Source organism: Pseudomonas sp. Pseusp16 (genome assembly GCF_047324915.1).
GTDB lineage: Bacteria > Pseudomonadota > Gammaproteobacteria > Pseudomonadales > Pseudomonadaceae > Aquipseudomonas > Aquipseudomonas fluorescens_CD.
This window is the reverse complement of the sequence record NZ_CP168522.1, coordinates 4072372-4084997: the sequence shown is the minus strand read 5'-3', so window position 1 is coordinate 4084997 and position 12626 is coordinate 4072372. Positions and strand designations below refer to the sequence as shown.

8 protein-coding genes are annotated in these 12626 nt (G+C 62.2%); 7 read left to right on the top strand and 1 reads right to left on the bottom strand.

Annotation, left to right across the window (positions count from 1 at the left end; genetic code table 11):
* The first annotated feature begins 164 nt into the window (after positions 1-164).
* The 7 genes from ACEN8Q_RS18590 (at position 165) to ACEN8Q_RS18560 (ending at position 11567) form a co-directional block, all read left to right on the top strand.
* Positions 165-731: an RBBP9/YdeN family alpha/beta hydrolase gene (locus ACEN8Q_RS18590; protein WP_413703532.1), complete on the top strand. Its 567-nt coding sequence runs from the start codon at positions 165-167 to the stop codon at positions 729-731.
* A 124-nt stretch (positions 732-855) separates the two neighbouring features.
* Positions 856-2859, top strand: a complete 2004-nt coding sequence (locus ACEN8Q_RS18585) for a DUF1302 domain-containing protein (RefSeq protein ID WP_413420914.1) — start codon at positions 856-858, stop codon at positions 2857-2859.
* 41 nt (positions 2860-2900) lie between these two features.
* Complete coding sequence (locus ACEN8Q_RS18580; protein WP_413420913.1) at positions 2901-4259, top strand: DUF1329 domain-containing protein; 1359 nt, start codon at positions 2901-2903, stop codon at positions 4257-4259.
* Positions 4260-4486: 227 nt separating this feature from the next.
* Entirely contained in the window at positions 4487-5578 is a 1092-nt protein-coding gene (locus tag ACEN8Q_RS18575; protein ID WP_413420911.1) for a WD40/YVTN/BNR-like repeat-containing protein, read from the top strand.
* Between the two features lie 16 nt (positions 5579-5594).
* Positions 5595-8114, top strand: coding sequence for an efflux RND transporter permease subunit (locus tag ACEN8Q_RS18570; protein ID WP_413420909.1), 2520 nt, complete (start codon positions 5595-5597; stop codon positions 8112-8114).
* A gap of 6 nt (positions 8115-8120) precedes the next feature.
* Positions 8121-9899 (top strand): acyl-CoA dehydrogenase C-terminal domain-containing protein, encoded by a 1779-nt coding sequence (locus ACEN8Q_RS18565; RefSeq protein WP_413703531.1) that lies wholly within the window; start codon positions 8121-8123, stop codon positions 9897-9899.
* Between the two features lie 24 nt (positions 9900-9923).
* On the top strand, positions 9924-11567 hold the full coding sequence (locus tag ACEN8Q_RS18560) for a fatty acid--CoA ligase (RefSeq protein ID WP_413703530.1): 1644 nt from the start codon (positions 9924-9926) through the stop codon (positions 11565-11567).
* Positions 11568-11852: 285 nt separating this feature from the next.
* On the opposite strand, the gene ACEN8Q_RS18555 is transcribed toward ACEN8Q_RS18560, so the two are convergent.
* Positions 11853-12599: an acyl-CoA thioesterase gene (locus ACEN8Q_RS18555; protein WP_413420903.1), complete on the bottom strand. Its 747-nt coding sequence runs from the start codon at positions 12597-12599 to the stop codon at positions 11853-11855.
* Between the last annotated feature and the right edge of the window lie 27 nt (positions 12600-12626).

The window sequence follows — 12626 nt, the reverse complement described above, 5'->3', positions numbered from 1 at the left end:
ACCAGCGGTCGCACTGTCCTGCTGTCCGACAATTTGTCATCAAAAGAAAAGTGCCTGACGTCCAATGTAAAGCGCTTCGGGTGGTCGCTCTTTAATGTCGACACTACAAAAAGCCCCTGGCGAAAACAGCCAGTCGAGTTATCGAGAAAGCGAAGGTGTTGACCGTGGACAAACTGCAAACTGCCGCCACCATTCTGATCGTTCCGGGTCTGCGTGAGCATGTGGCCGAACATTGGCAAACGTTGCTTGCAGCCAGGCTGGGCAAGGTGCGCAGTGTCCCGCCGTTGGAGACCGACAAGCTCGATTGCATGGCCCGTGTGCGGGCGATTCAGCACGAGCTCGAACAAATCGACGGCCCCGTGATTCTGGTCGCCCACAGCGCCGGCGTGCTGATGGTCGCGCACTGGGCGGCGCATTACAGCCGTCCGATCAAGGGCGCCTTGCTGGCCGCGCCACCGGACCTCGATGCGGTCTGGCCGGCAAACTATCCATCTTCCGAAACCCTGCGTAGCCAGGGCTGGAATCCTCTGCCCCAAGGCCCGCTGCCATTTCGCAGCATCGTGGCCGGCAGCACCAACGATCACCTCGCCAGCCTTCCAGCGGTCACCCGCATGGCAGAAGGCTGGGGCGCCGAATTGCTCAATCTGGGCGATGTCGGCCATCTCAATCCGGCCGCAGGATTTGGCCATTGGCAGCAAGCCGAGGCACTGATTCTGGAGCTGGACCGCTAGTACAAGGAGCTGGACTGGCAGTACGCCGACCGGCATTTGCCCTCATACCTTAAACGCAATCCCAAAGCGGATTGCGCGGGGGCGGCTGCGCTTAAAACAAATACAAAAAGGCGGAGACAACGCAATGCACAACAATAAGAGTCACGGCTTCACCGCAGCACGCTATACCTTGCTGGCTTCTGCCATTCTGGCCGTCATCGCGCCTGCTGCCCATGGGGTCGAGATCGATCTGGGCAATCCGGACTGGACCGCGCGCCTGGATAACACCGTCAAGTACAACTACGGCGTGCGCACCGAAAGTGCAGACAAGCGCATGCTGGGAACGCCGAACAACAACGACGGCGACTACAACTTCCGCAAGGCCGGTACCAACATCACCAACCGTATCGACCTGTTGACCGAAATGGATGTGGTCTACAAGAACGCCATGGGCTTTCGCGTCAGCGCCGCCAGCTGGTACGACAAGGCCTATGACAACACCGGCTCCAACTCCAACCCGTTCGTCAACGGCAATGGATCGACGTCGGGCCTGATCGCCAACGATCCGCGCCTGGCCGCGGTCACCCATGACAACGTCGGCAATGGCAGCCCGCACCTGAGCAACTATGCCCAGCGCTACTACAGCGGTCCTTCGGGCGAAATCCTCGATGCCTTCGTGTTCTACAGCACCGAAGTGGGCGAGGAGTCGATGTTCAGCGCCAAGGCCGGCCAGCACAACGTGTTCTGGGGCGAGACCATTCTCAACCCGGTGCACTCGGTCAGCTACGGCCAGTCCGGCCTCGACCTGGCCAAGCTTGCCGCGTCGCCGGGTACCGAAGCCAAGGAACTGTTCGTCCCGCGCAACCAGTTGTCGATGACGTTCACCGTCAATCCGGAGTTGACCGTGGGTGCCCAGTACTTCCTCGATTGGGACGCCGCGCGTCTGCCCGAAGCCGGTACTTACTACGGTGGTTCCGATTTGATCGGCTACGGTGCGCAGTCGTTCCTGCTCGGCAACACCAACGCCAAGGTGCCTGGCAGTCCGCTGGGTTGTGGCCTGGCGCCGTGCAACGCGTTGACCAACGTGCGTCGCGGACATGACCTGACACCGGGCAGCAGCGGCGACTGGGGCATCATGGCCAAGTGGTCGCCGGCCTGGCTGGATGGCACCCTCGGCGTCTACTACCGCGAGACTTCGGAAATCCTGCCGCAAGCCTGGCTGGATGCCAGGGGCATTACCTCGGCCAACCCCAACGGCACCCGGCCGGCAGGGCAAGTGCCTGCGGTGGTCAACACCCTCAACTCGCTGGACACCGCGACGTATCAACTGGCCTATGCCGACAACATCAAGATCTTTGGCCTGAGCCTGTCCAAGGACGTGGGCGGGATCAGCGTCGGTTCGGACCTGAACATCCGTCACAACATGCCGCTGGCCAGTATTCCGGCGATCGTCAGCACCACCAGCCCGCTGGGCCTGGGCAAGGGCCTCGGCCTGTTGCCGGCGCGTACCGATGCCACGGGCGTGATCTACGACACCCCGAGCCGCGGCGACAGCATGAGCGCCACCGGCGACACCTTGCACTGGACGCTCAACGGCCTGGTGACCCTGCCGAAAACCCCGGTGTTCGATCAGGCAACTGTGCTTGCCGAGCTGTACTACAGCAACCTGCTCAAGCTCGATAGCAAGAACGAGGCGCTCTACAAAGGCAAGGACACCTATCGCGGCATCGATGCGCCGACCCGGGACAACTGGGGCATCGCGGTCAACTTCACACCGACCTGGTACCAGGTGTTCCCCGGTGTCGACCTCAACGCGCCGATGTCGGTCAACGTCGGTATCGCCGGCGTGTCGCCGGTCTCCGGTGGCGGTGCCAAGGACACCGGCAACTATGCCGTGGGCGTCGGTGCCGTTGTTTACAACAAATACTTTGTCGACCTGAAGTACGTGGACTCCTTCGGCAAAACCGAAAAGTGCAACGTCAGCGGTGTAAGTACCGGCCCGAACGGCGGTGACGGCTCCACTCCCAACGCCTTTAGCGGCAACGAAAACTACGCCTGTTTCGCCGGAGGCTACTCGTCCTTCTCCGGAGGTGGTGCCACGACTGAGGACCGTGGCGCGGTGTACCTGACGATGAAAACAACCTTTTGATGCACCACTGATTTGCTCAATGCAAGCAGGAGAATAACAAGATGAAATTCGCACAAACCGTGTTGGCCGCTTCGCTGGCCATGGTCCTTGCCGCCCAGACACAGGCCGCTGTTTCAACCCAGGAAGCTGCCAAACTGGGCACCAGCCTGACCCTGGTGGGCGCTGAAAAAGCCGGGAACGCCGATGGTTCCATCCCTGCCTACAACGGTGGCCTGACTACGCCGCCGGCCAGTTTCAAATCCGGTGACAGCATGCGCCCGGATCCGTTTGCCAGCGAGAAACCGTTGCTGGTGATCGACGGCAAGAACGTCGATCAGTACAAGGGCCTGCTCAGCGCAACCACCGCTGAACTGGCCAAGCGCTTCCCGACCTTCCATGTCGATGTTTACCCGACTCACCGTACCGTTTCGCTGCCCCAGGCCGTTCTGGACAACGGCGTGAAGAACGCCATCGGTGCCAAGTCCCTGGAAGGTGGCCTGGCCATCGACAACGTCCTGCCGGGCGTGCCGTTCCCGATTCCGCAGTCGGGCAACGAAGCGATGTGGAACTTCCTGTTGCGCTACCAAGGCGTCAGCATCAGCTCCAAGTACGATTCCTGGAACGTCGACTCCGCCGGCGTGCCGAGCCTGGCCACCACCGGGCAAGCGAACATCTCTTACCCGATCTATGAAAACCTGTCGCAGCCGATCAGCAGCGCCGACGTGTACTACCAGATGAAGCTGGCGTACACCGGCCCTGCGCGCCGGGCCGGCGAAGCGGTGATGCTCAAGGACGCCGCCAACCCGTTGCAGCAGCCACGTCGCGCCTGGCAATACCTGCCGGGCCAGCGTCGGGTGAAACTGGCGCCGAACCTGGCGTACGACACGCCAAACCCTGGCACCGCCGGTGCGGGCACCTACGATGACGTGTTCGTGTTCAACGGTGCGCTGGACCGCTACGACTGGAAGCTGGTGGGCAAGCAGGAAATGATCGTGCCCTACAACACCTACAAGCTGACCTACGTCCAGGATCCAAAGTCGCTGACCACCGCCAACCACCTGGCACCGGACTTCGTGCGCTGGGAAAAACACCGTGTCTGGGTCGTCGAAGGCAACCTCAAGGCCGGTGCCCGTCACATCTACGCCAAGCGCCGCTTCTACCTCGACGAAGACAGCTGGACCGCTCTGGCCTCGGATCAATATGACGCCCGTGGCCAGCTCTATCGCGGCTCCTTCGCCTTCCTGAGCCAGAGCTACGACAAGCAGGTGCCGGACTCCACGCCTTTCATGATCTACGACCTGGTGGGTGGTTCGTACAACATCAACGGCGTAGTCGGTCCGTATGGCGGCATCAAGTACATCGAGCCGCTCTCCAAGGCGCAGTGGTCGTCGGAATCCCTGGCCGGCGCCGGTATTCGCTAAGCCAACCGCATTGTAGGAGCGAGCTTGCTCGCGATGGACGTTAACGATTACGCGTGTTTTCTGGATGCCCGCGTCGCCCTCAGGTCCATCGCGAGCGAGCTCGCTCCTACAACGGCATTGCCTGCACGGTCCACGGCTCGCGAGGCGGTGGCGCCGGGCGGACGCCAGGTTTGAACGTCAGGCACACGGATGTGTGTCCCGGCGCGGTTTTCCGAAGAGGACGCAGTATGTGTTCGTATAAAAATAATATGTTGCAGCTGGCGTTTGGCGTTGTGCTCTGCCTGTCGCAGGGCATCACCCACGCGGCCGAATACGTCGATGTGCTGGACCTGCCCGCCAGGGTCAGCGCCTTGGCGATCAACAGCCCGTTGTCCGGCATGGCCCGCGCCGGTGGGCGCGTGATCGCCGTCGGCCAGCGTGGCCATATTCTGCTTTCCGATGACGCCGGCCGGCATTGGCAGCAGGCCGCCGTGCCGGTCAGCGCCGATCTGACCGCGGTGAATTTTCCGACCACCACCCAAGGCTGGGCGGTGGGTAATGACGGCGTGGTGCTGCACAGCAGCGACGCCGGTGCGACCTGGCAAAAGCAGCTCGACGGTCGCCAGATCGGCGCCTTGCTGGTCAAGCATTACACGGCGCTTGCCAGCGCCGAACCGGGCAATGAGCAATGGCCCCAGTTGGCTATGGAAGGCCAACGACTAGCCGAACAGGGCGCGGACAAACCGCTACTCGACGTCTGGTTCGCCAACGAAAAACTGGGGTACGTGGTGGGTGTGTTCAACCTGATTTTGCGCACCGAGGACGGTGGCCAGACCTGGGCCCCGTTCCAGGATCGCACCGACAACCCGCAGGGCTTTCACCTCAACGCCATCGCCTCCACCGGCGACGGTTTGTACATCGCCGGCGAGCAGGGCCTGTTGCTCAAATGGGATGACAACAGCCAACGCTTCGCTGCCGTGCCGACGCCGTATCAAGGCAGCTTCTTCGGCGTGCTCGGCAAGCCCGGCGATGTGCTGGTCTACGGCCTGCGCGGCAACGTGCTGCGCAGCACCGACGGCGGCCAGAGCTGGACCGCGCTGGACACCGGCCTGCACGTCAGCATCACCGCGGGCCTGATCGATGCCCGTGGCAATTATCGCTTGTTCACCCAGGGCGGGCAGATGCTGGTCAGCCAGGGGACGGGCGCGCAGTTGCATCTGGTGCAACAGCCAGCACCGACGCCGGTTGCCGGCGCCACCCAGTCCGCCGATGGCGCCTTGGTGCTGGCCGGCAGCCGTGGTACCCGCACGCTATCCGCCGACCCAGCCCTAGAACCCTAAGAGCGAGAACCCAGACATGGGCAATATCAAACAAGACGCCATGCCGGTGATCCGCGATGTGCGTGATTTCGATCGTCGCTCCGGCAACCTGCTGGAACGGCTGGTGTTCAACTATCGCCCGCTGTTCATGCTGCTGATGGCGCTGGCCACGGTGGTGCTGGGCTACATGGCGGTGACGCGCCTGGAGCTGCGCCCCAGCTTCGAAAAGATGATTCCGCAGAGCCAGCCGTACATCCAGAACTTCCTGGAAAACCGCCAGTCGCTGCGCGGGTTGGGCAACTCGGTACGGGTGGTGGTCGAGAACACCAAGGGCGATATCTTCGACCCCGGTTACCTGGACGTGCTCAAGCAGGTCAACGACCAGTTGTTCCTCACCGAAGGCGTCGACCGCGCCTGGATGAAGTCGCTGTGGAGCCCGGCGGTGCGCTGGACCGAAGTCACCGAGGACGGTTTCCAGGGTGGACCGGTGATGCCCGATACCTATTCGGGGCAGCCTGAACAAATCGAGCAATTGCGTCAGAACATCTCCCGCGCTGGCGTCGTCGGCAGCCTGGTGGCCAGTGATTTCAAATCGAGCATGCTGGTCGTGCCATTGCTGGACAAAGCCGCGGCCGGCGGACAGCGCATCAATTACCACGCGTTCTCGCAGATGCTCGAAGAGCAGTTGCGCGACAAGATCGAATACGCCGGCGACAGCGCTGCGCGTAAATCCGGGGTAGAAGGCACCGGTCAGTACAAGGTGCGGGTGATCGGCTTCGCCAAATTGATGGGCGACCTGATCGACGGCCTGATTCAGGTGATGATGTTCTTCGGTCTGGCGGTCGTCACTTCGCTGGTGATCATCTACGCCTACACCCGTTGCGTGCGCAGCACCCTGCTGGTGGTCGGCTGCTCGCTGATCGCGGTGGTCTGGCAACTGGGCATCGTCGCCTGGCTGGGTTACGCCATTGATCCGTACTCGGTGCTGGTGCCGTTCCTGATCTTCGCCATCGGCGTGTCCCACGCCGCGCAGAAGATGAACGGCATCATGCAGGACATCGCCCGTGGCACCCACAAGCTGATCGCCGCGCGCTACACCTTCCGCCGTCTGTTCATTGCCGGCGTCACCGCGTTGCTGGCCGATGCCGTGGGCTTTGCGGTGCTGATGCTGATCGATATCCCGGTGATCCAGGATCTGGCGATCACCGCCAGCATCGGCGTCGCGGTGCTGATCTTCACCTCGCTGCTGCTGATGCCGGTGGCGCTGTCCTATGTCGGCGTCGGTGCCAAGGCCGCCGAGCGTGCGCTGAAGATCGACACCCGTGCAGAAAAGCACAAAGGCTTCGGCAAGCTCTGGGATCTGCTCGATCGCTTCACCACCGCCAAGTGGGCCACGGGCGCGGTGCTGGTCGCGGTGTTGATGGGTGTCGGCGGTTACGTGGTCAGCCTCAACCTGAAGATCGGCGACCTCGAAAGCGGCGCACCGGAGCTGCGCGCCGACTCGCGCTACAACCGCGACAATGCCTACATCACCCAGCATTACGCACTGTCCAGCGACCTGTTCGCGGTGATGATCAAGACCGCGCCGGAAGGCTGCCTGAACTACAAGACTCTGGTGCTCGCCGATCGCCTGGCGTGGGAGCTGCAACAGCACCCGGGCGTGCAGGCCACGGCTTCGCTGGTCAACGCGGTGCGCCAGATCACTGCCGGCACCTACGAAGGCAACCCCAAGCTCAACAGCATCCAGCGCAACCAGGACGTGCTGAACTACGCCGCGCAGCAAGCCTCGGTGAACTCGCCGGAGCTGTTCAACACCGAGTGCTCGCTGATGCCGGTGATCGCCTTCCTCAAGGATCACAAGGCTGAAACCCTGGACGCTGTGGTGGCGATTGCCGACAAGTTCGCCAGGGAAAACAGCAGCGACGATCGCCAGTTCCTGCTTGCCGCCGGCAGTGCCGGGATCGAGGCGGCGACCAACATCGTCGTGCGCGAAGCCAACCACACCATGCTGCTGTACGTGTATGCGGCGGTGACGCTGTTCTGCCTGATCACCTTTCGCAGCTGGCGCGCCACGCTGGTGGCGCTGTTGCCGCTGGTGCTGACGTCGATTCTCTGCGAAGCCTTGATGGTGGCCATGGGCATCGGCGTGAAGGTCGCGACCCTGCCGGTGATCGCGCTCGGCGTGGGCATCGGCGTGGACTACGCCTTGTATCTGCTCAGCGTACAACTGCACTTCCAGCGCCAGGGCCTGCCGCTGTCCCAGGCCTACCGCAACGCCGTGTCGTTTACCGGCCGGGTGGTCGGGCTGGTGGGCATCACCCTCGCGGCCGGCGTGGTGTGCTGGGTCTGGTCGCCGATCAAGTTCCAGGCCGACATGGGCATCCTGCTGACCTTCATGTTCCTGTGGAACATGCTCGGTGCGCTGATCCTGATTCCGGCCCTGTCCTGGTTCCTGCTGCGCGAACGGGCACCGCAGCCCGGTTCCGTGGCGGCCGTCGAAAACCCTGAATCCACTGAACGTCCCGGCATGCCTCTTGCCGTGACCACTTCCGAGTAAACCAAGATGTCTGATTACAAAGCTCCCCTGCGCGACATGCGCTTCGTACTCAACGAGGTTTTCCAGGTGTCCCGGCTGTGGGCCAAATTGCCTGGCCTGGCCGATGTGATCGATGAAGAAACCGCCGCCGCCATCCTCGAAGAGGCCGGCAAGATCAGCGGCGAAGTGATCGCGCCCTTGAACCGCGCCACCGACGAACAGGGCTGCACCTGGAGCAATGGCTCGGTCACCGCGCCGGACGGCTTTGCCCAGGCCTATCAAGCCTTCGCCGAGGGCGGTTGGGTCGGGGTTGGCGGTGATCCGCAGTACGGTGGCATGGGCATGCCCAAGGCCATTTCCGCGCAGGTCGAAGAGATGGTCAACTCGGCCAGCCTGTCGTTCGGCCTGTACCCGATGCTGACCGCCGGCGCGTGCCTGTCGATCAAGGCTCACGCCAGCGAAGAACTCAAGCAACGCTATCTGCCGAACATGTACGCCGGCACCTGGACCGGTTCGATGTGCCTGACCGAAGCCCACGCCGGCACCGACCTGGGCCTGATTCGCACCCGCGCCGAGCCACAGGCCGACGGTAGCTATAAGGTCACTGGCAGCAAGATTTTCATCACCGGCGGCGACCACGACCTGACCGAGAACATCATCCATCTGGTACTGGCGCGCCTGCCGGATGCACCGGCCGGCCCCAAAGGCATCTCGCTGTTCCTGGTACCCAAGGTGCTGGTCAACGCCGACGGTTCGCTGGGTGAAAACAATGCGCTGTCTTGCGGCTCCATCGAACACAAGATGGGCATCAAGGCCTCCGCCACCTGCGTGATGAACTTCGATGGCGCCACCGGCTGGATCGTCGACGCACCGAACAAAGGCCTGGCGGCGATGTTCACCATGATGAACTACGAGCGACTGGGCGTGGGCATCCAGGGTCTGGCGCAGGGTGAGCGTTCGTACCAGAACGCCGTCGCCTACGCCCGCGACCGTCTGCAAAGCCGTGCGCCGACCGGTGCGCAATTCAAGGACAAGGCCGCCGACCCGATCATCGTGCATCCGGACGTGCGCCGCATGTTGTTGACCATGAAAGCCTTGAACGAAGGTGGCCGTGCGTTCTCCAGCTACGTCGCGTTGCAACTGGACACGGCCAAGTACAGTGAAGACGAAGTCACTCGCAATCGCGCGCAAGAATTGGTGGCACTGCTGACCCCGGTGGCCAAGGCATTCCTTACCGACATGGGTCTGGAAACCACCTTGCACGGTCAGATGATCTTCGGCGGCCACGGCTACATCCGCGAGTGGGGCCAGGAGCAACTGGTGCGCGACGTGCGCATCACCCAGATCTACGAAGGCACCAACGGCATCCAGTCCCTGGACCTGGCCGGGCGCAAGATCGTCGGTAGCGGCGGGGCGCTCTACCGCCTGTTCGCTTCGGAGATCCGCAACTTTACTGCCAATGCCTGCGCTGACCTTGGCGAGTTCACCAAACCATTGAACGCCGCCGTGGACACCCTCGACGAACTCACCGCGTGGCTGCTGGACCGCGCCCAGAACAACCCGAATGAAATCGGCGCGGCCTCGGTCGAGTACCTGCACGTGTTTGGCTACACCGCGTATGCCTATATGTGGGCGCGCATGGCCAAGGCCGTCCTGAGTTCGGACGTCGAGGATGATTTCCATACCAGCAAACTGGCCACCGCGCGTTTCTACTTTGCCCGGTTGCTGCCACGTATCCACTCGTTGAGCGCATCGGCCAAGGCTGGCAGCGAGTGCCTCTATGAGTTGCAGGCTGATCAGTTCTGATCGAAAGGACAAGGAACCTTAATCATGATGGCGACAAAAATAATCCCGCCCGCCGACGGCGCTTATGCCTATCCCTTGCTGATCAAGCAATTGCTGCTGTCCGGCGTGCGCTACCAGCCGGGCCGGGAAATCGTTTACGCCGACAAGCTGCGCTACAGCTACCAGACACTCAACCAGCGCATCCGCCGCCTGGCCAATGCGCTGACCGCAGCCGGGGTCAAGGCCGGTGACACGGTGGCCCTGCTCGACTGGGACAGCCACCGTTACCTGGAATGCTTCTTCGCCGTGCCGATGATCGGCGCGGTGCTGCACACGGTGAACATTCGGCTGTCGCCGGAGCAGGTGCTGTTCACCATGAACCACGCCGAGGATGACCTGGTGCTGGTGCATGATGACTTCCTGCCGCTGGTCGAACAAATCCACGGGCGACTGGAAACCGTTAAAGGCTACCTGCAACTCACCGACGACGAGGCGACCACGACCTCGCTGCCGGTGCTGGGCGAATACGAGCATCTGCTGTCCCTGGCTCCGGACCAGTATGACTTCCCCGACTTCGACGAGAACTCGGTTGCCACGCTGTTCTACACCACCGGCACCACTGGCGATCCGAAAGGCGTGTACTTCAGCCATCGCCAACTGGTCCTGCACACCCTGAACGCCGTCGGCACCTTGGGCGCCTATCAGGGCCAGCCGCTGCTGCGTTCCGATGATGTGTACATGCCCATCACGCCGATGTTCCACGTGCATGCGTGGGGCGTGCCGTATGTCGCGACCCTGATGGGCATCAAGCAGGTGTATCCGGGCCGCTACGAACCGAACAGCCTGGTCCGGCTCTACCGCGAAGAGAAGGTGACCTTCTCCCACTGCGTGCCGACCATCCTGCAGATGATCCTCAACTGCGAGGAAGGCAAGGCGACCCGTTTCGACGGCTGGAAAATGCTCCTCGGCGGCAGCGCGCTGACCCTCGGCATCGCCAGCGAAGCCAGTGGCAAAGGCATGGTGGTGCACGCCGGCTACGGCATGTCCGAAACCTGCCCGTTGCTGTGCCTGACTTACCTGCGCGACGAAGACTTGCAGCTATCCGCCGAAGTCCAACTGCCGATCCGCATCAAGACCGGCACGCCGGTGCCGATGGTCGACCTGAAGATCATCGACGCCGACGGCAATGACGTGGTCCACGACGGCGAGTCCCTGGGGGAGATCGTGGTGCGCGCGCCGTGGCTGACCCAGGGCTACCTGAAAGCCCCGGACAAAGGCGCGGAGCTGTGGCACAACGGCTGGCTGCACACCGGTGACATGGCCTCGATCGACAAGCTCGGCGGCGTGGAAATCAAGGACCGCATCAAGGACGTGATCAAGACCGGTGGCGAGTGGATCAGCTCCCTGGAACTGGAAAGCCTGATCAGCGAACACCCGGGCGTCATGTCCGTCGCCGTGGTGGGTATCGTCGATGAGCAATGGGGCGAACGGCCCATGGCGATGGTCGTCAGCGAGCCGGGGCACTTCCTCGACCGCAAGATTCTGGAGACTCACCTGCAAGCCTTCGTCGACGGCGGCCGCATCAACAAATGGGCGATCCCCAAGCAGTTCAAGTTCGTCGCCGAAATCCCCAAGACCAGCGTCGGCAAGATCAACAAGAAACTGATTCGCGAAAGCGAAGCCAACTGACCACTACATCCGGGGGCGCGGCATCGTCGAGGGATTGAGTTGCTGCGAAGGAATCAGCCTGCTACTGCCCTCGGTGGCAGGCGGACGTTGCGCGGCGTTTGCGCCCTCATCTATTGCATAATCGTGGCAAGACGAACCGCTGATTGCCATGACCACGGCGACCGGATGGGGAGTGCGGCGGTGTGGGTTCACTTTCCTGCTGCCGAAAAAAAGGTCTCGCCAAGCGAGACCTTTCTTGATTCGGGGACAGGAGAAAAACGTTAAATAAATGATGGTCACACAAGGCTAGCCGAACACCACCACTGACTGCCGGCTGAGTGCCAACAGTTTTCCATCGGGTGTATGCAGGGTGGTCGAACAGGCACTGTAACCTTCAAGCGCATAATCGGTTGAGGCGTGCATGACGCACCAGGCATTGGCTGGCAGATTGATCAGCGGTTGTGGGAACTCCACGCTCCAGGTCAGCGAGCTGCCCTGAGCCAAGGCACGGTGCTGGGAGAATACCGCTGGCGGCCAGGCATCAAGCATCGCCAGTAGCTGTGTTTCACTCAACGTTGCGTCGAGGGGGGCGTCCTTCAATCGTATCCACCCTCCCGTCGACCGTGATGACGCGCCGGTAAACGGCATTCCGCCGTAGCCCCAGCGGATGTCGAAATGCTGTAAGTAGCGCGGTGCCACATCAGGCAGCAAGGGCAAGGGCTCGCACGACTCCAGGGCTGGCACCCCTGGCATTGGCTCAGCCGACAACGTCAACGCAGAAGACCTGGCGGAACCAAAGCAAGTCTGCACGGAGGTGACGGTCTGTTCCGACTGCACGACCCGGCAATGCAGTTGAGTCACTGCACTGCCTTCGCGAAGCACTTCGGTTTCGAAGAACAGCGGTTTGTCTACCGCTACGGGGCCGATGAATGTCAACGAAAGTGACCGTAGCGAACGATCCCGAGGAACGAACTGGCGCATTGCTTCGTGCGCAAGCGCCACGACGACACCACCGAAAGCAGCACGACCTTGGCTCCAACTCGCGGGAATCATCAGAGGACGATGGGGTAGACGACTTGC

Coding starts and splice junctions, on each gene's coding strand:
- ACEN8Q_RS18570 (WP_413420909.1), top strand. CDS start 5,595: ATGGGCAATATCAAACAAGACGCCATGCCGGTGATCCGCGATGTGCGT.
- ACEN8Q_RS18565 (WP_413703531.1), top strand. CDS start 8,121: ATGTCTGATTACAAAGCTCCCCTGCGCGACATGCGCTTCGTACTCAAC.
- ACEN8Q_RS18555 (WP_413420903.1), bottom strand. CDS start 12,599: ATGATTCCCGCGAGTTGGAGCCAAGGTCGTGCTGCTTTCGGTGGTGTC.
- ACEN8Q_RS18580 (WP_413420913.1), top strand. CDS start 2,901: ATGAAATTCGCACAAACCGTGTTGGCCGCTTCGCTGGCCATGGTCCTT.
- ACEN8Q_RS18575 (WP_413420911.1), top strand. CDS start 4,487: ATGTGTTCGTATAAAAATAATATGTTGCAGCTGGCGTTTGGCGTTGTG.
- ACEN8Q_RS18560 (WP_413703530.1), top strand. CDS start 9,924: ATGATGGCGACAAAAATAATCCCGCCCGCCGACGGCGCTTATGCCTAT.
- ACEN8Q_RS18585 (WP_413420914.1), top strand. CDS start 856: ATGCACAACAATAAGAGTCACGGCTTCACCGCAGCACGCTATACCTTG.